Source organism: Anaeromicrobium sp. (assembly GCF_025210435.1).
Lineage (GTDB): Bacteria > Bacillota > Clostridia > Peptostreptococcales > Thermotaleaceae > Anaeromicrobium.
Genome location: NZ_JAOART010000119.1, coordinates 1 through 26,519, shown reverse-complemented (window position 1 = coordinate 26,519; position 26,519 = coordinate 1). Strand labels below are relative to the sequence as shown.

At 31.2% G+C, this 26,519-nt stretch carries 18 protein-coding genes, 2 pseudogenes and 1 riboswitch; of the genes and pseudogenes, 12 read left to right on the top strand and 8 right to left on the bottom strand.

The window, feature by feature from the left end; genetic code table 11:
• Window positions 1–139 precede the first annotated feature (139 nt).
• Both N4A57_RS14580 and N4A57_RS14575 read left to right on the top strand, forming a co-directional pair.
• Window positions 140–1,951, top strand: coding sequence for an LTA synthase family protein (locus tag N4A57_RS14580; protein ID WP_293658730.1), 1,812 nt, complete (start codon window positions 140–142; stop codon window positions 1,949–1,951).
• A 421-nt stretch (window positions 1,952–2,372) separates the two neighbouring features.
• Window positions 2,373–5,576, top strand: coding sequence for a chondroitinase family polysaccharide lyase (locus N4A57_RS14575; RefSeq protein ID WP_293658729.1), 3,204 nt, complete (start codon window positions 2,373–2,375; stop codon window positions 5,574–5,576).
• A 150-nt stretch (window positions 5,577–5,726) separates the two neighbouring features.
• Here the strand turns inward: N4A57_RS14575 and N4A57_RS14570 are convergent, their stop codons facing one another.
• From N4A57_RS14570 to N4A57_RS14560, 3 genes are all read right to left on the bottom strand, one after another.
• The gene (locus N4A57_RS14570) at window positions 5,727–6,731 is read right to left on the bottom strand and encodes a hypothetical protein (RefSeq protein ID WP_293658728.1); all 1,005 of its coding nucleotides are present in this window, start codon (window positions 6,729–6,731) and stop codon (window positions 5,727–5,729) included.
• 259 nt (window positions 6,732–6,990) lie between these two features.
• Window positions 6,991–7,815, bottom strand: a complete 825-nt coding sequence (gene murI / locus N4A57_RS14565; RefSeq protein WP_293658727.1) for a glutamate racemase — start codon at window positions 7,813–7,815, stop codon at window positions 6,991–6,993.
• 156 nt (window positions 7,816–7,971) lie between these two features.
• A complete protein-coding gene (locus tag N4A57_RS14560) occupies window positions 7,972–9,294 on the bottom strand; it encodes a [Fe-Fe] hydrogenase large subunit C-terminal domain-containing protein (protein WP_293658726.1) in 1,323 nt (440 codons plus the stop codon).
• 278 nt (window positions 9,295–9,572) lie between these two features.
• On the opposite strand from N4A57_RS14560, the gene pepF reads away from it, so the two are divergent.
• Together pepF and N4A57_RS14550 are read left to right on the top strand one after the other, a co-directional pair.
• Complete coding sequence (pepF, locus tag N4A57_RS14555; RefSeq protein WP_293658725.1) at window positions 9,573–11,381, top strand: oligoendopeptidase F; 1,809 nt, start codon at window positions 9,573–9,575, stop codon at window positions 11,379–11,381.
• 5 nt (window positions 11,382–11,386) lie between these two features.
• The gene (locus N4A57_RS14550; RefSeq protein ID WP_293658724.1) at window positions 11,387–12,178 is read left to right on the top strand and encodes a YczE/YyaS/YitT family protein; all 792 of its coding nucleotides are present in this window, start codon (window positions 11,387–11,389) and stop codon (window positions 12,176–12,178) included.
• A gap of 63 nt (window positions 12,179–12,241) precedes the next feature.
• Here N4A57_RS14550 and N4A57_RS14545 read toward each other — a convergent pair whose 3' ends face one another.
• Window positions 12,242–13,744, bottom strand: coding sequence for an acetyl-CoA hydrolase/transferase family protein (locus tag N4A57_RS14545; protein WP_293658723.1), 1,503 nt, complete (start codon window positions 13,742–13,744; stop codon window positions 12,242–12,244).
• 34 nt (window positions 13,745–13,778) lie between these two features.
• Window positions 13,779–15,011, bottom strand: a complete 1,233-nt coding sequence (locus N4A57_RS14540) for a hypothetical protein (protein WP_293658722.1) — start codon at window positions 15,009–15,011, stop codon at window positions 13,779–13,781.
• A gap of 140 nt (window positions 15,012–15,151) precedes the next feature.
• A riboswitch (cobalamin riboswitch) is annotated at window positions 15,152–15,352 on the bottom strand.
• A 288-nt stretch (window positions 15,353–15,640) separates the two neighbouring features.
• Between N4A57_RS14540 and N4A57_RS14535 the strand changes: the two genes are divergently transcribed.
• Together N4A57_RS14535 and pepV are read left to right on the top strand one after the other, a co-directional pair.
• Window positions 15,641–16,072 carry a hypothetical protein gene (locus N4A57_RS14535; RefSeq protein WP_293658721.1) on the top strand — a complete coding sequence of 144 codons (432 nt, stop codon included), beginning with the start codon at window positions 15,641–15,643 and terminating at the stop codon, window positions 16,070–16,072.
• Window positions 16,073–16,170: 98 nt separating this feature from the next.
• A complete protein-coding gene (pepV, locus tag N4A57_RS14530; RefSeq protein WP_293658720.1) occupies window positions 16,171–17,535 on the top strand; it encodes a dipeptidase PepV in 1,365 nt (454 codons plus the stop codon).
• 322 nt (window positions 17,536–17,857) lie between these two features.
• Here pepV and N4A57_RS14525 read toward each other — a convergent pair.
• The 3 genes and pseudogenes from N4A57_RS14525 to N4A57_RS14515 form a co-directional block, all read right to left on the bottom strand.
• Window positions 17,858–19,106: pseudogene (locus tag N4A57_RS14525) on the bottom strand (IS256 family transposase).
• A gap of 343 nt (window positions 19,107–19,449) precedes the next feature.
• The gene (locus N4A57_RS14520) at window positions 19,450–20,364 is read right to left on the bottom strand and encodes a DUF3298 and DUF4163 domain-containing protein (RefSeq protein ID WP_293658719.1); all 915 of its coding nucleotides are present in this window, start codon (window positions 20,362–20,364) and stop codon (window positions 19,450–19,452) included.
• Between the two features lie 10 nt (window positions 20,365–20,374).
• Entirely contained in the window at window positions 20,375–20,911 is a 537-nt protein-coding gene (locus N4A57_RS14515; RefSeq protein WP_293658718.1) for a sigma-70 family RNA polymerase sigma factor, read from the bottom strand.
• 215 nt (window positions 20,912–21,126) lie between these two features.
• On the opposite strand from N4A57_RS14515, the gene N4A57_RS14510 reads away from it, so the two are divergent.
• From N4A57_RS14510 to N4A57_RS14485, 6 genes and pseudogenes are all read left to right on the top strand, one after another.
• Window positions 21,127–22,311 (top strand): NADAR domain-containing protein, encoded by a 1,185-nt coding sequence (locus tag N4A57_RS14510; protein WP_293658717.1) that lies wholly within the window; start codon window positions 21,127–21,129, stop codon window positions 22,309–22,311.
• A gap of 36 nt (window positions 22,312–22,347) precedes the next feature.
• On the top strand, window positions 22,348–23,382 hold the full coding sequence (locus N4A57_RS14505) for a hypothetical protein (RefSeq protein WP_293658716.1): 1,035 nt from the start codon (window positions 22,348–22,350) through the stop codon (window positions 23,380–23,382).
• Between the two features lie 233 nt (window positions 23,383–23,615).
• Window positions 23,616–24,374, top strand: coding sequence for a DUF4241 domain-containing protein (locus N4A57_RS14500; protein WP_293658715.1), 759 nt, complete (start codon window positions 23,616–23,618; stop codon window positions 24,372–24,374).
• Window positions 24,367–25,101 carry an Imm51 family immunity protein gene (locus tag N4A57_RS14495; RefSeq protein ID WP_293658714.1) on the top strand — a complete coding sequence of 245 codons (735 nt, stop codon included), beginning with the start codon at window positions 24,367–24,369 and terminating at the stop codon, window positions 25,099–25,101. Before N4A57_RS14500 ends, N4A57_RS14495 begins: the two co-directional genes overlap by 8 nt.
• Window positions 25,102–25,149: 48 nt before the next feature.
• Window positions 25,150–25,644 (top strand): annotated as a pseudogene (locus N4A57_RS14490) (CbrC family protein); the annotation flags it as partial.
• A gap of 32 nt (window positions 25,645–25,676) precedes the next feature.
• Window positions 25,677–26,519: tetratricopeptide repeat protein (locus tag N4A57_RS14485; protein WP_293658713.1), on the top strand; the 843-nt coding region annotated here is incomplete at its 3' end.

Genomic DNA, 26,519 nt, shown 5'->3' with positions numbered 1-26,519 from the left:
AATATGGTTAGGTTCCAATCCTAGTTCATTTTTCATGAATATATCCATAATTTTTTTAGTTGTACTTTTATTTACTGGTTTATTTAATAATTATCGCATAAGTATTTCCCTTGTTAGCACCTTAATAATACTTTTTTCTGTGATAAACCGTATAAAAATTAACTTTAGAGGAATACCCCTTATTCCTAGTGATTTATATTTAAACGATGAAATATTGACTATTTTGAATGTGGTCTTAACTCCCCAAATTATTAAGTTGATCATCTTATCTATCATGAGTGTATCATTTATAATATTCCTAATAATAAACCTTCCAAAATTAAAATTGAAGATGAAAGAAAGGTTAATATTAGCTATATTTTCAATAGTTCTCTTATTTGGAATTATAAATATTAATCTCATAGAAGGGATTTCTTTAGATAGACAAAATATTAATTGTGAAAAAGATGGCTTTATTTTTTCTTTTGTATCTAGTATGAATAATAAGCCTATAAATAGATCATTACAATATATAGTAAGCAATATGAAAGATTTAGAAGATGATAATAGGGATTATTCTGTTAATAAAGGTATTAAGCCTAATATAATTGTTATAATGAGTGAAGCCTTTTGGGACCCTAGTGTAATGAAAGAAATAAAATTTAGTATATCACCCACTGGGAATATGGATAAATTAAAAAAAACTAGTATATACGGATATTTAGAATCACCAACCTTTGGTGGTGGTACTGCAAATAGTGAATTTGAACTACTTACAGGTCATTCTATTCATTATTTTAAACCAGGTTACATGGTATACCCTAATGAAATAAAAGAGCCCATAATGGCTTTGCCTAGTATATTAAAAAGTCAAGGTTACAAGTGTAAGGCTATCCATACTTTCAAAGGGTGGTATTGGAATAGACGAGAGGTTTACAAACACATGGGATTTGATGAATATTTAAGTGAAGAATATTTTATAGATCCAATAAAAAAGGGATTTTTTATTTCTGATGAATATGTTACGGATACAATTATTAAAGAATTAGAAGGACAAGAGGAACCCATGTTCATCTTTGCAGTAACCATGCAAAATCATGGTCCCTTTAATGACAATAGATATAAAGATTATACTAAAGATATTAGGGTATCTGGTAATGTTAGTAGGGAGTCATTGCAGATACTAAAAACATACGCTCAAGGGGCCTATGATGCAGATAAGGCCTTAGGAAAGTTAACTGATTATTGTAGTAACCTATCAAAACCTACAATAGTACTATTTTTTGGAGATCATTTACCATTTCTAGGCCCAAATTATAAAGTTTATAGGGAAGCTAATTATCTTTCAAAGGATAATATTAATCATGAAAATGACATTAAATTAAGCTCTGTACCATTTTTATTATGGTCAAACTATAAAAATGATTCAAAGGATCTAAGGTTACTAAATACTTCATTTATGGGACCCTACCTATTAGATTATGCCCAGCTAAATATGCCTAATTACTTCAAGTTTCTACGAGGATTTTCAAGGGAAATTCCTGTGATAAATAGGAAATATATAATAGATGAAGAAAAAAATATTATTAATTCAGATAATGAAAAATATGTGGCATACAACAATGATTATCTATTAGTTCAGGAAAATATGTTTTACGGAGATAAATCCTTTGAGAACAAGTATAGTCAGTGGATAGTAAATGAAAATCCAGATTATAATTCAAAGTTAAATGAAATATCCATTAAAGAAGTTAAAATTGAAGGAAACTTGGCCATAGTTAAAGGTGATAATTTTTATCCAAGTTCTTTATTATTTATAAATAATAATTCTTGTAAGTATAAATATATAAATAAAAATGAAATTCAGATTAAAAAAAATCTATTAAAAGCTGACTCTAATATTCAGATTAAACTATTTGATTCTAAAAAGAATCTATTAACGGAGTCAAATACTTATAATTATGGAAACTAATAGATGAGGTCTTTTTCATAGCTGAATAAGCACTTATCATTCATTCATCTTGGGGTAAAATAAGGGAGTAGAGGAAATGAATTTCCTCTACTCCCTAAATTAATATTATCAAATCATAGAAAAATCATAGTCATTTTAATAGAAATTTTCATTGGGGAATTAGGCTAATTTTAGATTATAACAAATAAATTTTTGTATGTTTAGGTAAAGAGTTAAGTAAAATGGGAAGAAAGAGAAATACTATTGACTTATATTGTTATAGATGCTAGTCTTATAGAAATTAAAATGATGGGGAGATGAGATAAATATTTATAATATAAGGGTTAAAAGAAAAAAATTATATTTAAGATAAATCGATTTTTAGGTTCATAAAGATATAAATGCTACTGAAATAGGTTTTACTTAAAAAAGGAGAAAGAAAATGAGAAAGATTATAATTGGAGTAATAGGGATAAGTTTATTAGTTCAAACATTCCCAGGTTGTGTTGCTAAAGCTATTAATGAGGAAAAGGTTAAAGAAAAGAGTTTAAAACTTGAATTAAATGAAGGGTCTTTTAAAGGCATTGATTCTTTTGAGGATAAGAAGGAATTATCATATTGGAATCCTAAAAATGGAGGTATGATTGAAGTATCACCTAACCATTTTAAACATGGCACTCATTCTATGAAATGGACATGGGAAAAGGGATCTACTTTAATAAGAAAACTTACAAAAGCTGAAATAGATAAAATAAATAAAGCAAAATCCTCAGGCATTAAGATTTGGATATACAACGAAAAGGCAATAGATGATGTTTTAACCTTTAACTATGGAACAAAAAATCAAATTAGGAAGAATAATTCCCAATATACAAATGATTTTAATTTAAACTTTAAAGGGTGGAGAGGATTTTGGATTAATTATAAACAGGATGCTTTAAGAGGAGGAATGAATAAAGATACTTCAGATCAAAATATTAAAATAATGGAAATTGTCCCACCAGACTCTTCAATAGAGGGGAATATATTTTTAGATGTAGTAGAAGTTGCTGCTAACGTGCCAGAATATGGCGATGAGGATTTTCAGATAAAAATTAACCGCAATGATTTAGGGGGAACTTGGAATCGAACGCTTTATCATTGGAATAAAAAACCAAATATTTCTATGCCAAGTACAATTACAGAAAACCAAAAGGCTGATTTTGAAAAAATTGCAAATAAATATGATGAATGGGTTTTAGGGAAAGATTTAGATCTTACGAATCTTACTGAAGAAGCTTTGAAAATACGCAATGAAAGCTTGCAAAATGATATCAAAAAAGCTAAAAAAACTTTTGAAATGTTAAATATTGTTCGCCATGAAGATGGGACGATTACAGGTATGCCTTTATTTGCAGAGCGTTCTCTACATAAGCCTAAATTTTCAAATATAAATAGTAATGTTTTTTTGCCCCTTGCTTTAGATTATAAATTAAATGGAAATCAAAAGAGTATGAAAAAACTACAATTACTATTTGATTATTATACAGACCAAGGTTGGGCAGCAGGTAGTGCTTTAGGAACTCTTTATCATCAAGGGAACAATATAGCAGGATATATTCATGCTTTATATCTTGTAAGAAAAGATTTAGTGCCAGAAACCTTTCAAAAACATAGAGATGCAGTTAAGTGGTATATAAATTTTGGTAAAGCCTTTGACATCAAAGATGATGAATTTCAAGAAACAACAGCTGATGAAGTACGGACAAAAATGTTTTTCTCTTTACTTTATGTATTAATGATGGAGAACAATCCTCAAAAGGTTCAATATATGCAAAGCTTGTTAAAATGGTATGATGGAGCTCTTAGTATTGCTCCAGGTTATGCAGATCTCATTAAGCCAGATTATTCAGGTTTTCATCATAATGGTGTTTATATGAGTGCTTATGCACCCTATGCATTGCATGTATCGGCTATTGTTACTTATTTATTAAGTGAAACTGACTTTAGTATGCCAAAACAGGCCCATGAAAATTTAAAAAATGCTTTGATGACTCAATATATTGCTGCCAATAAATATACGGTTCCGTTTGCTACTTCGGGACGATTGCTTGGAGGAGGAGCGAGCGTTAATAAAAGTATTATACCTGCCTATATGTATATGGCTAAAGCAGGAAAACCGGGTGAAAATGGTGGTATAGATGAGGAAATGGCAGGTGTATTCTTAGATTTGTGGAAGCCAGAGACTTCGTATTTGAAAAAAACCTTATTAAGAGAGTCAAAGGCAGGTATTATGTATAGAGCAACTATGGGAGATATGCAATTGATGTTAGCTTTTGCAGCCAATGATAATATAAAAGTAACTCCTATACCACAAGGGTATTGGATGAAGCCTTATAGTGGTTTGTCTATATATCGTGGTGATCATTGGATGGTAGCTACAAAAGGTTGGAGTCAATATGTATGGGATTATGAATGTGGCTATACGAAGGAAGTAAATCCAGATAAAAAAGCTGCAAATGCTTTTGGACGTTATCTTAGCTATGGTTCTATACAATTATTTACAAGTGGCGATCCTATTAGTAATGAGGGGAGTGGCTACAATATAAAACAAGGTTGGAATTGGAATAGATGGTCTGGAACAACAGCTATTAATTTGCCTCTTGAAAAATTACACTATTTTAATGGTGGGAAAAAGGATCGTAATTTTTCTGATGAAATTTTTTTAGGTGGTGTAAGTATAGAAGGTAAAAATGGATTATTTGGTATGAAGCTCCATGATACGGCATTTAATCCAAGTTTTAGGGCTAATAAATCTGTATTCTACTTTAATAATGAAATAATTGTTTTAGGTTCAGATATAAAAAATGACGATACAAAGCATCATACAGAGACAACTTTATTCCAAAATTTCATGATAGATGGAAATATGCCCATTTACTATAATTCGAAAGCTATTACTAAATTCCCTTATAAAAAAGAGGGAAAGGAAGATGAATCAGCATGGTTGATGGATGCTTATGGAAATGGTTATATTATACCTAATGCTAAAGGATTACACATTAAGAGAAGTAAACAAGAATCAAGACTTCATTCTACAACACATGTAGATATGGATAACTCTAAATTTATAACTAAAGGTGATTATTCAACAGCATGGATAGATCATGGTACAAATCCTTCAGGAGAAGACTATGAATATGTGATTTTAGTACAACCATCTCTAGAGGAAGTAGAAAAACATGCGAAAGCACCTGATTATGAAATATTACAAAAGGATAGTAAGGCTCATATCATCAACCATAAACCTTCAAACACAATGGGATATGTCATTTTCGATAAAAATATAGATATACCTTATGGTATTGTAAAAGGAGTTAGTGTACCATCTATGTTGATGGTTAAGAATAAAGGAAATGAAAAAATTCTTAGTGTAACAGATCCAGATCTTAGATTAGTGAAAAACCCTAAAAATAATGGAAAAAGTGACATTGAACCTAGTAAAATGAAAAAAATGTATGTAACTATTAGGGGGAAATGGAGTATAAAGGATAGTGTAGAAGGTGTAAATATTATACAAAAGGATAGTTCTTTTACTGTTATTGAGTATAATGCTGTGGATGGGAAGAATTTTGAAGTTGTGCTTAGTGAGGATATAGGTGCATAATAGGTTTTTAGATTTTTTAAATTAGATGAAATTAGTAGAAGTATAAAAAAGAAAGTGTTTCTATAAAAAATCCCCTATCTAGTGATGAGTTTCAGACACAATCATTAGAATAGGAGATTTTTTATTTAAGTTCAGATGGTTCTATACTATTTAATGGTTTTGTTCTTGAAGATTTTCAGCATTGATTATAGGAAAGGTAACTTCTTTGTTGAAGTCATAATATTTATATTTACCAGTAGATGTTGTTTGTATATGGATTTTGTCCGTATTCATATCTATTATTTGTGAAATATCCATGAATTCATACATTTTAGTTTCTTTATTGATATAGTATTTATAGGTAACATTCATGTTCATTTTAGAAAACATTTCTTGCATTTGTTTTTTTAATGTTTCTTTATCCATTTCTGGTTGTTCTGATTTTGTTTGGGTTGATTCTGTTTTAGCTTCCGTTTTTTCAGTTTCTTCCATTATTTTTTCAAATTGGTCAAATATTTTATCCATTGCTTTGCTAGTTATTTCTTTTAAAGCAGTACTATCCATATTTACATTGATAACATAATATTCTTTACCATCAATTACTGTATTTTCATCATAAGAAGCATACATGCCAAATAGTTCCATTTGTTCTTTGGTCATCCCCATATTTGTTCCATCATTACCCATGATTTTTTTCATTTCTTGCATCATAGGATTTATATCAAGCTTTAGCCATTTTGTATTTTCCCCTATTCGCATATACATAACTCCTTGGTCCATAAGGACTTCAGAAGATTGAGTTTTTTGTTCTTCAGGCATATTTTTCACAGAAGTTGTAGTTTTTACATATACTTTTTCAGGCTTTTCAAATATTCCTTCTTGACTCATAGTCATGTCTACATTTTCATCTACTTTTTCTTCTTCTTCAACGAATTGACCTTCATTGTTTGGATCGGTTTTTTTTATCATCATAGAACCTGTAGTTTTTGTATTCATGTTCGTTGTACCCTTAAATTTTAAAGTGGTGTATTGGTTGTTGAATGTATCATTTGACTTAATTAGCACTTCTGACGCAGTCAAACCGTCCTTTGTGATTTCTTCTTGTGCCATAGCTGTCACTGTCATAGATACTATAAATATAAGTATCATAAGTAAAGAAATTTTTTTGTTTTTCATTCATATCCCTCCAATATAATATTTAAAAAGTTGATTAGTCTTATTAAAGCATTTTTCATCAATTTAATCAACAAATATTACCAATAATTGAAACAAATAACACTACAATCTTTGAATATATGAGTCCTACTAGGTAAGTTACAGTTCATAAAAGGTGTAAAGTGTTTAGTGATATTTATATATTTTCCTGAAGTAGGATCAAATAACTTTCCTTTTCATTAAATACAAAATAAGAGTAGGATTAAAATTAATCCTACTCTTATTTTGTATCAAGTTCATCTAGATCAAAATTTTTAAAATCTATTTTAACATTAGCTTCACCAAATATGGAATTTATCATATTTATGAAGTTTTCCGATAAGTCACTGGCGTAGAATATATTTTCATAACTTGGATTATTTGCCAGTAAATTTTCTTTTATCAAAGTTGATTTTACACTCTTAATTATTTCAAAGGATGGATTTACTATCTTTAAATTAGAATAAATCTTTTTTATAGTTTTTCTTACTAGGGGATAATGGGTACATCCTAATACTAAAGTGTCTATATGATTTCCATTTATAAAGTCATCTAAATAGTACTTCACTGATAATTCCATTATTTCATTGTCAATTATGCCCTCTTCAATAAGTGGAACGAAGATGGGACAAGATTTATCATATAAGCTTAATTTAGGGTTGTATCTGTGAATAGATTCTATGTATGTTCTTTCACGGGTAGTTACCTTTGTTGCTATTATACCTATATTATTTTCCACATGGCTTATTTGGGCAACCTTTTGAGCAGCAGGTTCTATTATACCTATAAAAGGAATATGTGGATATAATTCCTGTAAATAATCTAAACAAGTGGATGTGATAGTATTACAAGCTATTACTATCATTTTAACATCCTTACTAATTAAGAAATCTACTATTTGCCTTGTAAAGTGTTTTATTGTAGTCTTTGCCTTAGAACCATAAGGGGTTCTTGCCGTATCTCCAAAATATATTAATCTCTCATTTGGAAGTTCTTTTAGTATGTGGGGAATTGCTGTAAGTCCTCCTACACCAGAATCAAAGACCCCTATAGGACGATTATTCATATATACTACCTCCAATTATAATAACTTAAAAACTATATAGTTAATAGTAACCTATGAAGATTTATTTAGCAATATGCTCTTAAATAAATCTTTTTAAATAATAATAGACAAATAAAGTTATGAAGCATATGCCTCATAGCTTTATTTGTCTATATACTATTCGTATCCTGAATTTTTAAATTCTTCATCCTCAGCAGAGTTATCTTCCCCATTGAGAACCATGTGGTGTTTCTTTAAGAAACAATTTACCTTATCTCTAAACAAAACCATACAATCATCTAAGTCAGAATAACCTAATACTATATCTTCTGCCAATGCACGACAAGAAGGGGAACCACAGGCTCCACAATCTAGATTAGGTAAGAGTTTATAGATCATATCAATTTGCTCCATTTTTTTCATGGCTTTTAATATATTATCATCTAGCTTTCTAACGTTCTCAGGAACGATTTCCTTACTATATAAAAATTCATCTACCCTTTGTTTTAATTTGATTTCTTTTTGTACATCATATTCATTAGAAATTTTTCTGATTTTATTCCTAGCAATAAAAGGATTCTCCACAGTTAAGGGTCCACCAACACAACCATTTACACAGGCCAGACATTCTACAAAATCAATATCCTTTAAATTTTCATTTTCTATGGCATCTAACACTTTAATCACATGATCTATACCATCTACACAGAGGTAGTTTTCAATATTTAAAGAGAAAGTTTCTCCACCAGATCTAGCCCATCCAATGGCTTTGCCAGAATCATAAAATTCAGGAATATCATCCGATACTTCATCTAATTTTTCCTTTATAAGGGGATATATATTTTCTATGGAAATAACATTATTCACATTGGATTTTAAAAGACCTAGGGGATTTTTTACTGCACTAACCTTTGCAGGACATGGACTAATAAAAAATACACCTATATCTTCATCAGAAAGGCCAGTTTCTTCTTTTGCCTTTTGTCGAGCCAATTTTGCAGCCACCTCCATAGGTGATTCTATAGGTATAAGGTTGTCAATTAAGCTAGGGAATCTTATTCTTATGAGTCTTACAATGGCTGGACAGGATGATGAAATCAAAGGTGTTATATTGGCATTTTTAATGTATTCCCTTGTGAAATTAGAGACCACATCTGCACCTCTAGATACTTCGTATACATGATCGAAACCTATTAATTTTAAAGCTCCTAGTATTTGCCTAGGAGTGACTGTGTTGTCAAATTGGGCCAGTAAAGTTGGTGCTGGAAGTGCTATTTTATATTTATAATTATGAATACAAGATATGGGATCAGAAATACTTTTTTTAGCTCGTTGTGGACAAATTCTAATACATTCTCCACAGTCAATACATCGATTTTTTATGATTTTAGCTTTTCCATCCTTAACTCGAATCGCTTCTGTAGGACATTTTTTTATACAATTAGTACAACCAATACATTCATCCTTATCTAATATAACTGAATGTGTGTGTATATCCATGAGCAACCCTCCTTACAAAAGCTCTATAAAATAATTATACTATAAAAGTATATTATCTACACATAAGTTTATTATTTAACGAAAACAGGTAAAATAACATATGGTTACAATAAAAATTTTACATATATATCATAATAAATAGGATAAATAATTATAATAAATTATATATAATTTATTATATGATATTTATTATGTATAATGTAAGTAATAATATTACATATTTTGTCAATGATTTGAGAGTCTATATAATTTATTAACAATAAGAGGAGGGGTACAATTTGAAATCAAATAATGGAGGGACTATTCCAAAGAGAAGTGAAATTGAGGATATATATAAGTGGAATTTAGAAAATATGTATTCTAGTAAAGATGAATGGGAAAAGGACATAGATATTATAAGAAAAAAGGCCCAAGAAATTACAAAATATATGGGTAGATTAGGAGAGAGTTCAGATATTTTATATGAGGTTCTTCACTTAGATGATGAAATATCTAAAAAACTAGAAAATGTATTTGTATATGCAAGGATGAAGAAGGATGAGGATAATAGGGTAACACAGTATCAAGCCATGAGTGATAAGGCCCAGTCTGTAGTAGTTGAAGTACAAAGCAAACTATCCTTCATAACTCCAGAATTAACCCAAATTTCTGAAGAAACTGTTAAAAAATATATGAAGGAAGATAAAAGACTTTCTGTATACAATTTCTTCTTTGAAGAGTTATTTAGACAAAAGGAACATATCTTATCTGAGAAGGAAGAGAATTTGTTAGCACAAATGGGAGAAGTAGCATCTGCTCCTAAGAGTATATTTTCCATGATAAATAATGCGGATATTAAATTTGGCACCATAAAGGATGAAGAGGGTAAAGAAGTGGAGGTTACCCATGGCCGATATATAAGCTTACTTAAAAGTACTGACAGAAGGGTTAGGAAGGATGCCTTTGAAGCCCTATATAAGTCCTATGAATCTCAAAAGAATACTATTGCATCAACCTTAGGCTATAGTGTTAAAAAGGATGTTTTTTATGCCAAAGCTAGGAAATACAAATCTGCATTAGATGGATCTTTGAGTAATGACAATATACCCATGTCCGTTTATGATAATTTAATAGATACGGTAGAATCCCATCTGCCAAGTATGTATAAGTATATGGAAATTAGAAAAAAGGCTTTAAAGTTAGACGAACTTCATATGTATGATCTATATACTCCCATAGTAAAGGAAATGAAGTCAAAAATTCCATTTGAAGAAGGAAAAGAGTTAGTTAAAAATGGTTTAGCTCCTTTGGGAAAAGACTATCTAGATATATTGCAAAGGGGATTTGATGAAGGTTGGATAGATGTATATGAAAATGAAGGAAAGACTAGTGGAGCCTATTCCTTTGGTAGCTATGAAAGTGAACCATATGTACTCTTAAACTATCAAGATAATATAAATGATGTATTTACCCTAGCCCATGAGATGGGCCATTCCCTACATTCTTACTATACAAGAAGTACTCAACCATATGTGTATGGAAGTTATAAAATATTTGTGGCTGAGGTGGCATCCACAGTGAATGAGTCCCTTTTAATGAACCATTTACTTAAAACTACTACAGATAGGGAAAAGAGAAAATATCTTTTAAACCATTATCTAGAGCAATTTAGGGGAACTATATATAGACAGACCATGTTTGCTAAGTTTGAAAAGATGACCCATGAAATGGTAGAAAATGGTCAGGCACTAACGGCTGATACATTATGTGACATGTATAGACACTTGAATAAGAAGTATTTTGGAGATAATATAGTCATAGATGATTTGATTAAAATGGAATGGGCAAGGATACCTCATTTTTATAATGCCTTTTATGTGTATAAGTATGCCACAGGTTTTTCTGCTGCCATATCCCTATCTAATCAAATATTAAATGAGGGTAAAGATGCCGTTGATAGGTATATTAATTTCTTAAAGAGTGGTGGTAGTGATTACCCAATTAACCAGCTTAAAAAGGCTGGAGTGGACATGACTAAGACAGAACCAATAGACAGTGCCCTTAGGACCTTTGGTAAATTAGTGGATGAAATGGAAGGGTTAATATAGAAATTATGAAAATCCCAAATTTAGTTATAACTAAATTTGGGATTTTTCTCATATGTCTTCCCTATTGGAAAATAGGATTAGATGTGCTATGGTATAGAAAAAGAAGAGAAGAGGAATTGACCATGAGAATAAATAGGGAAATGGTAATAGAAGATTTAAAAAAATTACCCAGTCTATTTATAGGATTCCTTTTATGTGCCTATGGAATTGCTCAAATGAAGGGTGCAAATATAGGAATGAATAGCTGGGGAACTCTTAACTTGGGTACAGCTAATAAGTTTAATATTGAATTTGGCCAAGCGTCTCAAATAATAGGTATACTAATACTATTATTTTCATTAACTTTAAAAATATATCCAGGTGTGGGAACCATATTAAATATGATATTTATAGGAATGTTTATAGACATGATAGATAAGGTTCATATAATATGGAGACCAGAAACTTATCTATTAAAAGTTTTGAGCTTATTTTTAGGTCTTTTAGTATTTAGTTACGGTGCATATTTTTATATTAAACAGGAATTAGGAGCAGGGCCTAGGGATGGATTAATGGTAGGTCTCATAAAAATAACAGGACTTAGTGCCACATATATAAAACCAGGGATTGAGATTACTGTATTAGTCATAGGTTATATCCTTGGGGGATTAGTGGGAATAGGTACTGTTTTAGTAACCCTTTGTGGAGGATATATACTTAACAAAATATTTTTATTAAAGGGCTTTGATCCTAAAGAAACCAATCAAAGGAAAATATATGACTACTTTGTTGAAGTAAGGGAAGGTGTTCGTAGATAATGATTATGGAGGATCATATATATTTTCAAATTAAAGGCAAATATATATGATCCTCCTTTTATGTTAATCCATATGCATAGTATTAGTTCTTATAAACCTAGTATGCCAACTTAGGGCTTCATCTAGGCTGTGGGGAGTATGCTGAGATTTATTTTTTAAAGCATGGTTATAGTAATCCCTAAGAAGTGGCCTAAAGTCTGGATGTGAACAATTTTCTATTATAGATTTTCCACGTTCTTTAGGACTAAGACCCCTAAGGTCTGCTACACCTTGTTCTGTTATTATGACCATAACATCATGTTCCGTGTGATCATGATGGGATACCATAGGTACTATGGAAGATATGTCACCATTTTTAGCCACAGATGGAGTGGTAAATATGGATAAATAAGCATTTCTAGTGAAATCACCTGAACCACCTATACCATTCATCATTTTTGAACCCATAATGTGAGTAGAGTTGACATTTCCATAGATATCCACTTCTATGGCCGTATTTAAAGCTATTATTCCAAGTCTTCTAATAACCTCTGGATGATTACTTATTTCTTGTGGTCGTAAAATGATTTTTTCCTTATAATAATTTATATTTTCATTAAATCTCTCCAAACCTTCACTAGATGGTGTTATGGATGTGCCTGATGCAAATAAAACCTTACCACTATCTAATAAATCTAGCATTGAATCCTGTATAACCTCTGTGTAACATACTAGATTTTTAAAGCTAGAATTATTTAAGCCTCCTAAAACGGCGTTTGCCACACTACCTACTCCTGACTGAAGGGGAAGTAATTCGTTTGTTAATCTTCCTGACTCCACTTCCTTTTCTAAAAATTCGATTAGGTTTTGAGAAATTTTTTCAGATATGGCATCTATAGGAGCTAATGGCCTTACATTATCTTTTATATCTGTAACTACTATGGCAGCTATTTTATCAATTTCACAAGGTATAAAATGGGTTCCTATTCTATCATTAGGCATAATAATTGGGATAGGTTTTGTAAAGGGTGGTTTTTTAGGCATATATATATCGGCCATACCTTCTAGTTCTATAGATTGACTAGTATTTATTTCTACAATAACCTTATCTGCCATTTCCACATAAGTGGGGGAAGTACCTACGGAAGTTGATGGAATTATATGGCCTTCCTCTGTTATGGCAACGGCTTCTATAATTGCCACATTAATTTTTCCTAAGAATCCTAACTTAGTGTAATGGGGAACATGACTTAGATGCATATCTAAGTATTGGCAATCACCATTATTTATGGAGTCTCTTAAACTACCGTTAGTTTGGTAAGGAAGCCTTTTGTTTAGTAAATTATTTTTAGCCCATATACCATCTAATTCTTCACCTACAGAGGCACCTGTATATAGGTTAATTTTAATATTTTCACCAGTTTCTTTTACCAGCTCTGCTAATGCCATAGGAACTGCTTTAGGATACCCAGAAGGAGTAAAACCACTTGTGGCTACATTCATTCCATCCTCAATTAATCTAGCAGCTTCCTTGGGGGAACAGACCCTATCTAATAAAGATTTATTTCTAATTCTATCTAAGCACATAACATATCCTCCTAAAATTTTGATAAGACATATTTTATATAACAGTTCGTTGTAATAAGATAGTGAATACTATCATTCCAAATAAAGCAAAGGGATAGCTAGCCCCATAACCTGTTGCCACATAATCACTATTAGATGAATCAATGGCTGCTCCAAGGCCAGGAGTACTTGTCATTCCTCCACAGATTGCACCTGATAACATGATCCAATTTATCTTAAGAACATATCTTCCTATTAAAAAACCTATAAGAACTGCAAATAAAGAGCATACAAGGGCAACAAATAGTAAAATAAATCCCTCACCCTTAATATTAGTTAAAGTAGAATAACCATATCTAAGTCCTACAATAGATAAAAATATGGATAGGGTTAGATCTCTTAGGGCACTTAGTATTTTAGCATTCATTCTAAAATTCATGAAACCAAGTTGTCCTATATGGCCTAGTATTAGGGCAGAGACCAATACTCCACCTGTAGAACCTAAACTAAAATAATTGATTGTAGGGCCTAAATAAATTTTTATTTGACCTATAAAAAAACCTACTATACATACAAATAAAAAGGGCAATATTTCAAAATTAAGATTTTCTAAATCTACCTTTTTCTTTTTGTTATCCATTTCATGAATGAAGGAAATCTTTTCTTTTTCAATGTCAATTTTAAATATTATAGGTAAAAGTTGCATAGCGAATATGACTACTATTACTCCTGGTATATATCCAATTGCATATCCAAGACCTACCATGGATTCTGTACCTTTTCCTAATGATGAAACAGATTCAAGGGCGGCAGCTAATCCAGGAGAACTTGTTAATGCACCCACATAAACACCAGATAGTGCAAAAATGTTTATATCTTTATTTAAAAGGGAAATAGCATAACAGCTTAGGGCTCCCGTAAGGGTAATTAGTAAGCCTAGTAGCATAAATTTAAAACCATATTTTTTTATTACTGTGCCTATATCTGTGGAAGCTAAAAGGCCAACAGAGGCAATAAAACAGATCAAGGTGAATAAAAATAACTCTTTTGGTACTAATCCATTTGAAAGTATTTTTTCCACATAAGTAGGCATTGATGAATCGTTAGTATATGGAATCACATACTTCTTGTAGGTAAACCATCCAATAAAAAGGCCTGTAAATAATCCTCCTGAGTTTCCTAACTTGATTCTTTTGTATTGAAATTTACCTATAATTAGACCTGATATGACAGACATAAATATTAGTACAAATGGGTCTGTGACGAATTTCACATAATCAAAATTCATAAAATATATCCTCCTTAAAAAATTAAATTAAAAAATCTCCCTTATCACAAGAGAGACTAGTTACAAATAGGTATTTAAAATAGACATGACTATTTTACATAGGACCTTATCATAACACCTCCTCATCCTCGTGAGTAATTAGGGCGTTTACCCTTATGGCAGGTCTCCTGACTTAAGATCATCATAAACCTATACCTTCCCATTTGAAAATATAACAGTGGTATAAAATAGGTTTACTTCTTGTTACAGTGGCGGGACCGTGTTGGATTTTCACCAAGCTTCCCTTTTAAATTTTTAGTCTATAATTTAAAACTAAAAATACCATAAAGTTCCGTATTCAATTGTTTAAGGTGATTGTATAATAAGGAATATGAAAAAGTCAATGAACATTCAATATTTGTAATATTCTTTCTTATGGGACAAAACTTAAGTTTTGTGTTAATCTGCTGTAGCGTAGTAAATAGAAGTTATAAGACGTTTTATGTAAAATTTAAAGACCTAAAAAGTTAGATAATTATCAAACATAAAGTAGAAGATTTTATATGATATTGCACTTTTTCATAGGTTGAGGGTTCCATAGGTAGGCCGTACATCATATATATGTATTAACCAGTAAGGAGAGTGTGTACATGTATTATGATTTTACAGTAGATACAAAGGACAGAAAGAATTATTTTTATCTATATAAAGAGGATTCTATTAGAAAAGGCATATATCTAGATCCAGTAATTGGACAAGGGTATGTGGGAGAAATATATGTGGAATTTCATAAAGTTAGAGTTAAAGATAAAGTTAATGGAGAACTTTATTATTTAACATTAGATTGTTCAGATAAACTTGTAGATAAATATTTGTTTAGTAGCCCTAATGAAAATAATATATTTAATATGGGACATAAAGTTAAAGTTAATCTTAAAGTTAATGATAATGTTGAAATATACCTTTATTCTCAAGATGGACTTAGAGTAAAAGAGCATATAGTTAAAGTTCAATTTAAAGTTGAACATGAAGATGAGAAGTTTTCCTTAAAATATAATTTTTATCCTAATGCCTGCCAGTAGCTTAAATAGAGCTTGGGTGGGTATTATTTTGTACAAAAGAGGAAAAATAAGAAAAAATTAGAATATAGAAAGTAACTATATAAAATAGAGGTGAAGGTATGAGACTAGATGAAAGAATTACTGATCTTAAAGAAGACATAATTAAAAGTACCCAAGAAATAATTAGGATTAAAAGCGTAAAGGAAGATTTTGAGGGGCATATGCCCTTTGGAAAAGGAGTAAATGATTGTTTAAATTACGCCCTTAATTTATGTGATGGTTTTGGATTTAAAACTAAAAACGTGGACAATTATGCAGGTTATGGAGAAATTGGTGAAGGTAGTGAAATGATAGGAATATTAGTTCACTTAGATGTGGTACCAGAAGGAGACAATTGGACATATGGTCCCTATGAAGGAGAAATTCATGATGAGAAAATCTATGGACGTGGAACTATAGATGATAAGGGTCCTGCCATAAGTGCCATATATGCCATGAAAGCTATTAAAGATAGTGGTATTTTGCTGAATAAAAGAATTAGAATAATATTTGGTACAGATGAAGAAAGTGGATGGGAAGGAATTAACTATTACTTAGAGAGGGAAGAAGTTCCTACTATGGCTTTCACACCAGATGCTGATTTTCCTGCTATTCATGGGGAAAAGGGCATATTAATGTTTGATTTAGTTAAGAAAATAAATAAGGAATCTAGAGTAATTAAAATAAAGGGCGGTAATAGACCTAATATGGTTTCTGATTATGCACAAGCTCACATTAAGGATTTTGACTTAAGCCTATTATATGAATATGGAAAAAATAATAGTATTAAAGTAGATGGAGAAAAAGAAGGAGATACTACTATAATTAAGTTCTATGGAGTATCAGCCCATGGAAGTTTACCAGAGAGTGGTGACAATGCCATATCCAAATTAATGGTATTTTTAGATACTTTAAATATGGATGATGAGGTGGGTAAATTTATCAGATTTTATAAGGAAAAAATTGGTATGGAATACTATGGCCAATCTATAGGTTGTGGATTTGAAGACAAGGAATCAGGTAAATTAATATTTAATGTGGGAGTAATAGATTTTAGTGGTGATGAAATTAAAGTAGCTGTAAATGTCAGATATCCTGTTACATATGAAAAGGACGCCATATATGATGGCATAAAATCCGTTACTGATTCCGATGGTGTGAAAGTAGTTGAGACAGACTACATGGGACCTATATACATGCCAAAGGACCATCCCTTAATAGAAAGATTGATGAAGGTCTATAGGGAAGAGACGGGAGATAATAGGGAACCCATAACTATAGGTGGAGGAACCTATGCTAGAAGTATGGAAAATGCAGTGGCCTTTGGTCCATTATTTCCTGGGCAAGAAGAACTTGCCCATCAAAAGGACGAATATATAGGGATAGATCATTTGATGAAAATGACTATTATATATGCAAAGGCCTTGAGAGAATTATTAAAATAGAGTTTGGGAACAACGTGTGGCTATTATAGAGCTACACGTTGTTTTTTTAGAATTATAGATTTCGTATTTGAGTATGTAAATAATTTTGTGCTTTTGAAAAGATAATATTCCTGCTTGATAATAAATAACTTTATTTAACGAGCCATATATTATTTGTATTTAGTTATATCTTTGCCCAATTTATATAAAAGTATACATATTTTTGTATAAATTGGGCCATAATTTATCATAATGGGTAGATTTTGTCCAAATCCATATATGAAAAGTCCTCTTACATAAGATATTTCTAATAGTTCTCAAAAATATCTCTATATCCCTTACACTATGAAATATACTGTGTAAATCTTTCTTCATATATTATAGATAGCTGATTAAGTATCAAATCCCAATCTCCATACCTTCGGCTCCATACCTTCGGCTCCATACCTTCGGCTCCATTTCTTTGATATGTCCATAGTAGCTAGATACAACATCTTTTCCAAGGATTCATCTGAAGGAAATACAGTTTTTGTCTTAGTTACTTTTCTATACTGTCTATTAAGAGATTCTATTATATTGGTAGTATAGATTATTTTTCTAATAGGGGCAGCATATTTAAAGAAAGTGCTTAAGGTATCCCAGTTATTTTCCCAACTGTTTATAGCATTAGGGTACTTATTACTCCATGTTTCTTTTACCTCTTGTAAAGCTTCATATCCAGATTTCTCATCTACGGCAGTATATATGGATTTTAAATCATTAGCAAAAGCTTTCCTATCCTTATATGGGACATATTTAAGTGTACCCCTTATCTGATGAATTATGCATCTTTGCATTTCTGAATTAGGAAAAGTAGCTTCTAAAGCCTGTTTGAAGCCATTAAGGCCATCTACACAAAATATCATAACATCTTGTAAACCTCTATTTTTCAAGTGGTTTAAAACTCCTAACCAAAACTTTGAAGTTTCATTGTGACCTATCCATATGCCTAATACTTCTTTAAATCCATCTTGGTTTATTCCTAAAACAACATAAGCAGCCTTAGATACTATCACATTATTTTCTCTAACTTTAAAATGGATGGCATCGAGGAATACAAAAGGATACATAGGATCTAAAGGTCTATTTTGCCATTCTTTTACATGAGGAATTACTTTATCAGTTATTTTACTTACCATCTCGGCAGATAAATCTATACCATAAATACTATGCATTTGCTTGTTGATATCTCTAGTGGACATACCATCGGCATATAGGGATATAACCGTTTCCTCTATGCCTGATATGTCTCTCTTGCCCTTAGGAACAATGATTGGTTCAAACTCTCCGTCACGATCTCTAGGTACAGCAATATCCATTTGACCAAATTGAGACTTTATATTTTTAGTAGAGTGACCATTTCTGCGGTTAGTAGTAGATTTATTCTTTTTGTCTCCTTTTGAATATCCTAGATTAACTTCAAGCTCCGCCTCTAATGCCTCTTGAATTAAATCTTTAAACATATCCTTTAAATATGAATGTAAATTACTTGCAGTTTTAATGTTACCTTCTTCTAAAACATTTCTCAAAATATTCTTTGGTAGTGTACTCATAAAAAAATCTCCTTCCTGGCTTTAATCATATTGTTAATTATTGCCAAGAAGGAGTTGGATTTTTCATAAAAGCACAGTTTTTCTGACATTCCCTCGTATTATTTATTATTTATAAACTTGCTTTATGTGAGCCTACTTCAGGAAAATATATTGGAAATTTTTTTCATTAAAGTTCTTGTCACAAGCCAAAGTGTGAATCTTCGTAGATAGGTTCATGAGTCATGTTGAGGTAGCGTAGGAAGTTGTGACGTTCCTCAATTTAAAAAATTTCCAATATATTTTCCCTTGTAGGCAAGTTACTGTATAAAACAATCTTAAAACCACGAAATCTATATTGTATTTTTTATTTCAGATAACCTAGATCAGAAATATTATTGCTAAAAATAGAAGTTTCAATTATAAATTCAGGCATTCCCATATAACCTGCTGCTATCTCATATTCATTGAAAACTATTACAAGCTTACCTTCTTCCCTTATATAAAAATTAGTATTCTCATCTATTGTTCTAAATTCCTCTATAAAATATGCTTCATCTTCTTTTTGGATTGCTTCCTTCATTTTACTTATTATTTCATTGTTTATAACACTTATATAATCATAATTTTCCTTAAATAAATCATTTATGTTCAGTAATTTGCAATTTTTAAGATCAACATTGTAAAAGTTAGCCCTTTCATACCCACTTGCCTTTATTTCTGTTGTCACAACTTTAAAAGACAATACCTCATTATCATTTCTAATTAAAGTATAATTTTGACTTACCAATTCGGGCATAGATGTTAAAAATCCTGCTTTCTCTGACTCATCCTTTATCTTCTCTGCGTTTTCAAGAGCCTTATCATATACTGCTATACCACGTTCTTTTAAAATATTATTTATTTCTTCCTGAGTTTTAGTATTTTCAAGTCCCTCAAGTACAGGTATTTCTATATTTATTTCCCTATACTTATCATAAAGTTCTAGTTTGTCAATTGTCACAAAGTTTGTTATAGTTCCTATTACAGGAATATCAAGTAACTGTGCAGCAAATGTAGTATTTGTATTGACCAACCCTACAAAAGAAACACATACACAAGCTGCTGTGGCTAAAGATCTTAAAATTATTTTCTTTAAATTATTTTTTTTGTTCATTGTTTTCTCCTTAAACTTGTTTTTTATATTATCTAAGTTTTCATTTGTGAATTCTGGAAGTTCCTTTGCAATCATATCTAAGTTTTCTTGGTCAAAATCTGATATGAGACTATTATATTTTTTCATAAAAATCCTCCTATTTTCTTACATGAGTGAGTAAAGACTTTTTACTATAGTAAAGCTTATTACTTACTTCTTTAACAGTAATGTTTAATTTAGCGGCAATTTCTCTAGGCTTTAACTGATAAAAGTATCTAAGTATAAAAGCTTCACGGTCTAATTGTTTAAGATTTTGGGCAAATTCATAAACCTCATTAATAATTTCCTTATTTATCAACAGTTCTCCTATATCATCAGTTTCTATATTTAGCTCATCATCATAAGTTAGGGTCTTGGTTCTATTTATTTTTCTAACCTTATCTATCGCCTTACTTTTAGTGATGAGGCATGAATATGTCTTGATACTTCCTCTTTTTTCATCATATTTTTCTGGATGTTCCCACAGATATGCAAAGCTTTCTGCTACGCAATCTTCCATATCTTCCTGACTTCCAATACCTTTAAGTACACCAGAAGCAACAACCCAAAGTAATTTACTGTATTCATCAATTAGAATTTCGTAAGCTCTAGGACTCTGATTTCGTATTCCATGTTTTAATTCTTCATCTAGCATTTAGCTATTACCTCCCATCCTCCATATTGATTATAATGGATTACATTAAATAGTACGAACAATAGATTGTTTTGACTTAAAAAAAGACATCATTAAGAATAAGTATTAAAATTGTTACCTAGGGGGGTAAATACTTTTTGCTATGATGTAGTGAGTAAAAGGTATAGTAAAGACTTAGGCATATGAAAAAAATATATATGAACATATAGATGTGGATGATTATAGATAGCAAAGATATAATGGAAATTCATGCATTAGATAAAAAAATAAAGAATTTTGATAAAGATATGTGGTCTAAACAGCAATATAGATGTGCATTACAAGGTAATTACTATAAATTTGCTCAAGATAGCCATTTAAGACAAGCTCTTCTAAGCACAGGAGATAAAGCTATTGTATATGCTAATCCTAATGATAGAACATGGGGAATAGGCAGCTCGATAGAAGAAGCTAATATAAATAACCCTTTTAAATGGAAAGGAGACAATTTATTAGGCTATGCATTAATGGAAGTGAGAGATGAAATAAGAAGAGTCTTTAAGAATTATGAAGAGGAAGGGAAGATACAGATGGTAGATAAAACAGATAAGTATTATAAAGTAAATGATTTAATGGTAAAAATGGATAAGTGGCATGAGGCAGGTGAGTACCACAAAATTATATTCGCTATACTTAATTATTTACCAGAGGAAGAATATACTGATGAAATAATGGGCTATTTGGCTGTGGCATATAATAACACTGGACAGTATAAAAAAGCTGTTGAAACTTTAGAGAAGTTACGCCCCAGTCAAGAAGATACGTCTATGTGGCAATATAGATTAGGCTATGCCCTCTATTATTCTAGGGAGTATACTAAGGCAAGAGAAGCTTTCAACAAAGCTCTATTATTAGAACCACGGAAGGATATAGAGGAAGATTGTCATTTGTTTTTAAGTTGGATTGAAGATGTAGAAGAAGAAAGAGTTACTTATTATGATGATGAATTAGGGGAATTTAGACTATATGGAAAAACAGGTTTATACGCTGCTACTATAAATTGGTGTGATAATGAAAGTACCTTAAATATATATACTGAAGATAAATCAGAGCTCAAGAAGTTCATAAACCAGTATAAAAAGTCTTTTTTAAATCATACTGAATGGGATGCAAAAGTTAAAGCATATGCCTGTGATGAGCTACTAACCTTAAAAAATAATGTTTGGCTTGATGAGGAAGAAGGTGAGGTAAAACTTACTGAACTTGAATTTAAAGAACGAATGAGTTTAGATATTTTAGAGTTACATGATGATAATAGATACACACTTTGGTATGACGATGGCGATATGTTTTTTGGACATGTTATTGTCATTGAGGGTGATTTTGAGAATGGATTTACCAGTGTGCAGATTGAAGGGTAAATGGTTATTGTTGGTAATCTGTTTAGGCGGTTATGTATGAAGGTTTATGCAATTGCAGGGAGGAAGATAAGCATTATGAGACAAAAAAATTTATCTAATGATGAATTACAAGATAGAGTAGATGTGTTTATAAAAGCGATTGAAGATGATGGTTTAGATCACGATGAATTTATGGAGTTATTTGCAAGTCATAGATTTAATACAAGGAATATTGCGAAGGCAGCTTTTGTAGCAAAAAACTACTTCCCACCAGAGATGTATATAGATGCGGATACAGATGTTCGTGATGGATTGATAAAGATATTATCTAATCCGGAGTGTGGAAACAGAACTATAGTTGACAATGTTTTGTTATGCCTTGCTATTATTGGTGATGATGTTGTTAAAAAGCAGTTTTGGGAATGGGAAAAAAATCCTATGCCGTGGAGAAAATCTTTATATGTAGGCTCAGAGTTTTACGCACAGAAAGGTGGATATACTTTTGATGAAGAGGGTAATGAGATAAAGTTAGTCTATGATAAATGTCATGAACTAAGGAAAGGGGATTATAAAATTTCACCAATTAAAATAGGAAAAGTTAGAGAAGCGGATTGTCCGATGTGTGAAATGAAACTAGTAGATATCGTAACGATAAATGGTAATGATAAAAGGTTAAAACATATTGGTATTAATGGAACTGTAACTTCTACAATTTGTGTTAACTGTGTGAGTTTTTATGACATGTATTCTAAATATGAGCTTGATGGTAGCGCTAATCTAATTGGAGAGTATGAAGCGAAAGAAGAATGCTATGTAAAACCAGAAGAACTAGAAGTGCTAGCGAACAATACATATTCTTTAGGTGAAGAAGTTCACCCACATTATGGAATACATAACAATGCCAATACTATTGGTGGATTTCCTCATTTTGTACAAGATTTAAAATATCTTGATTGTCCTACTTGCGGTAAAAAAATGAAATATCTTACTCAACTACATTGGGATACTATTATTGAAGATATGGAAGGAATGCTTTATATAGATATCTGTCTAGATTGTAATGTGACAGGGGCTTTTCATCAGCAGACTTAATACAATAAGAATAAGAGATGGGTAAACAAAATGAGATAAAAGAGTTTATTTATGTATTGGTAAGGTGTTATTAAAATGAATTTATTTGAACAAAAATAGTTGAATTAACCAATTTATTATATTCTATTATATCCAGAAGTACAAGTAACCTTCCGTATGATAGACAATGGAGATATTCTATGATGAAGACTACAAGTAAGAAAAGTAATGAACGTAGATAATGGAGGATTTTAATGAGCGTAACAAAAGAATGGCTATCTAAATGGGAACTTAAAAGAAAGAAATTAAGTTCGCCAGTGGATTACAATGAATACTATACATCGTCTAATATTGCTGGTAGAGAAATAGATATATTAAGTATAGGATACTGCTCTATTCCATCAGGTGAGATTTTAGTCCGTGAGCCACTATGTTTCTCAGCTAGTACACACGAAAAGCCGTATTTTCAAACAGCACCTAAAGGTGAATTTTTAGTTGAGCTGTGTGTAGTAAAACCAACTAAGGACGACTGTGCAAGATGTGCAACTGCTAGAATACGTTTTACAGGGGCTGAAGCAGTACGATTTGAAGAAGCACTTATTGACTATGAAGATTTAGATGACTTAGGTGAAGATGATTACTATGGTTTTAATGTAGATGCAGGACTAGCCTGTATATGTGATAAAACAGTACATAGAGCCTACTGTGATTTTTATGAAAAATGGCATATAGAACATGAAAATGATGAAGGTAATATATACCTCGATTATTTTGCTGATTTGTTTGAAAAGAGTTATAAAATAAGTCCTAAATACCAATGCAGTGATGGAGACTGGATCAATTGGAAAATACCAGAGACAGATTATCATATGCCTATTTTTAGCTCAGGTTTTGGTGATGGAACATATCCAGTCTACTGGGGATATGATAAAGATGGGGTAATTTGTCAGATGATTGTGGAGTTTATAGATATTAGACTCGCTTATGAAGAGGAGGAAAAGGAAAATGGATAGGTCTATATATGAAGAAAAGGATAAGTTGATGGAAAGAATAAGTAAGTGGCATGAAGAAGAGCAATATCAAAGAATTGTAGATACCATTGTAAAACTTGCATATCTTGATTTACTACCAGAAGATTACAGCGATGAATTTATGGAAGAGTTAGCTGTAGCATACAATAATATGAAACAGTATGAAAAAGCTATTCAAGTATTAGAGAATACTAGTCCTACTAGACAAGATACTCCAAAGTGGCATTATAGATTAGGTTATGCTCTTTACCGCTTGGGCAAGTACGACAGGGCAAAAAAATCCTTTAAGCGTTCATTATCACTAAATCCAACAGAAGAAATTAAGGATGAATGTGATATGTTTTTATATGCTATACACCAAGAAATTGAAGAAAGAGATAATATGATTAAACCTTTCTTTTGGGTAGAGCATAGTAATACAGCTTCTGTTTGTTTGAATGTAGGTGAATATCTTCAAGATGTTTTTGATACACGTGCTAATGAGGGTTTTGAGGGCGGTGGATATGACTGGGAGAGTTTGGCACGTGTCTTTTTAGATGAGTGTCGTTCAGATTTAAAAGGCACTATCCAAATGGATTCCGAGGGCAGTATGTTTGTAGCTTATTCCGAGGATAAGCTTGCTTTACGTGATTTTATACTAAGTTTCAAAGATACATGTGAAAATAAAACGTTAATTATGGATTTGTTTAGTCGTGCGGAACTAGACTAAATAAGTGAAGAGGGTGTGAATTAAGATGAAAAAAATTTACCAACATTTAAATATCACCTAGACCCAATTAGAACAGGTGTTATCAAAGAAGAAAAAGCTAAATGTGAGGTATGCGGTAAAGAAGTTAACTATATTTATAATAGGCCATTTTATACTAGGTCAAATGTAAGAAAAATATGTCCGTGGTGTATAAAAAATGGAAAAGCAGCAGAAAAGTACAATGGTCAATTCCAAGACGATTATAATTGTGATGAAGTTACCGATGTAAAATTGTTAGATGAGTTAATGTATAGAACACCAGGATATAGATCTTGGCAAGGAGCGTATTGGCTAAGTCATTGTGATGACTATTGTACTTTTATTGGATATGTTGGTTATGAAGAGATAAAAGACTTTATCAATGAATTGGAAGATGATATTGAGAAGTTTGGTTCTACTTGTGAAGATATTAAATACCATATGAGAAATAATGGAAGTCTACAAGGCTACTTATTTAAGTGTTTAAAATGTGGAAAAAGAAGATTGTATTTTGATTGGGATTAGTAAAAATAGAAATAAAGATTGGAGTGATAAAAATGAGTGATTTAACAAGATTACTAAACGAAGGTTATCAAGCCATAGATAATGGCGAATTTCAACGCGCCCATGATTTGTTTTATGAGGGCGCTAGATATCATCATAATAATGTCCAGTGTGTAAAAGGACTTGCCTTATGTGATTTTTATAGGGGGAAGTATGAAGAAGCGATTAGGAGATTTAAAGAGGTTCTAAAAATACAGCCTCACGATTTTAATGTACTTAGTTGTTATCAAAAGGCATATGATTTGATGCAAATAGACCTACTAAAAAAATCTATATTAACATCAGAAGAAAAGAAACTTCTTGCAAGCTGCTACAAAGTAAAAGAGCAGTATGAAAATGCCTTTAAAGTACTTAAAGAGATAAGCAGTACTTTAAGTGCGGAGGAAAGCCTAGATTTAGCAGAACTAACAACAGAAGTTTTCCCAGAACATTTTCAGTTACGGAAACAGTATATAGAAAGAGCAATTAAGGCTTATGAAAGAGAAGGCTTAAATGCCTATATGGCCTATCATATGTTAGGACGAGCTTATTATGACGCTTATTCAGTGGATGAGTTAATAGAACATGGTCCTGAAGTTATTGCTATTTTTGAAAAGAGTATAGCATTAAATAAGGACTACGGACATAACTATTATCTAGTGGGAAGTATTCTGAAGTTAAATGACCAATATGAGGAAAGCTTGCCTTATTATGAATTGGCTATAGAAAAGACAGAAGGTTTAAGAAATAATTATCTTTTAGGCAAAATAAAGAGCTTATATTTTACACGCAGATACCATGAATGCTTGGAGACTATTTTCTACTTAAATAAGTATGATTATCAAGGTGGTAACTTT

Coding starts and splice junctions, on each gene's coding strand:
- N4A57_RS14575 (WP_293658729.1), top strand. CDS start 2,373: ATGAGAAAGATTATAATTGGAGTAATAGGGATAAGTTTATTAGTTCAA.
- N4A57_RS14570 (WP_293658728.1), bottom strand. CDS start 6,731: ATGAAAAACAAAAAAATTTCTTTACTTATGATACTTATATTTATAGTA.
- murI (WP_293658727.1), bottom strand. CDS start 7,815: ATGAATAATCGTCCTATAGGGGTCTTTGATTCTGGTGTAGGAGGACTT.
- N4A57_RS14560 (WP_293658726.1), bottom strand. CDS start 9,294: ATGGATATACACACACATTCAGTTATATTAGATAAGGATGAATGTATT.
- N4A57_RS14550 (WP_293658724.1), top strand. CDS start 11,387: ATGAAAATCCCAAATTTAGTTATAACTAAATTTGGGATTTTTCTCATA.
- N4A57_RS14545 (WP_293658723.1), bottom strand. CDS start 13,744: ATGTGCTTAGATAGAATTAGAAATAAATCTTTATTAGATAGGGTCTGT.
- N4A57_RS14540 (WP_293658722.1), bottom strand. CDS start 15,011: ATGAATTTTGATTATGTGAAATTCGTCACAGACCCATTTGTACTAATA.
- N4A57_RS14535 (WP_293658721.1), top strand. CDS start 15,641: ATGTATTATGATTTTACAGTAGATACAAAGGACAGAAAGAATTATTTT.
- pepV (WP_293658720.1), top strand. CDS start 16,171: ATGAGACTAGATGAAAGAATTACTGATCTTAAAGAAGACATAATTAAA.
- N4A57_RS14520 (WP_293658719.1), bottom strand. CDS start 20,364: ATGAAAAAATATAATAGTCTCATATCAGATTTTGACCAAGAAAACTTA.
- N4A57_RS14515 (WP_293658718.1), bottom strand. CDS start 20,911: ATGCTAGATGAAGAATTAAAACATGGAATACGAAATCAGAGTCCTAGA.
- N4A57_RS14510 (WP_293658717.1), top strand. CDS start 21,127: ATGATTATAGATAGCAAAGATATAATGGAAATTCATGCATTAGATAAA.
- N4A57_RS14505 (WP_293658716.1), top strand. CDS start 22,348: ATGAAGGTTTATGCAATTGCAGGGAGGAAGATAAGCATTATGAGACAA.
- N4A57_RS14500 (WP_293658715.1), top strand. CDS start 23,616: ATGAGCGTAACAAAAGAATGGCTATCTAAATGGGAACTTAAAAGAAAG.
- N4A57_RS14495 (WP_293658714.1), top strand. CDS start 24,367: ATGGATAGGTCTATATATGAAGAAAAGGATAAGTTGATGGAAAGAATA.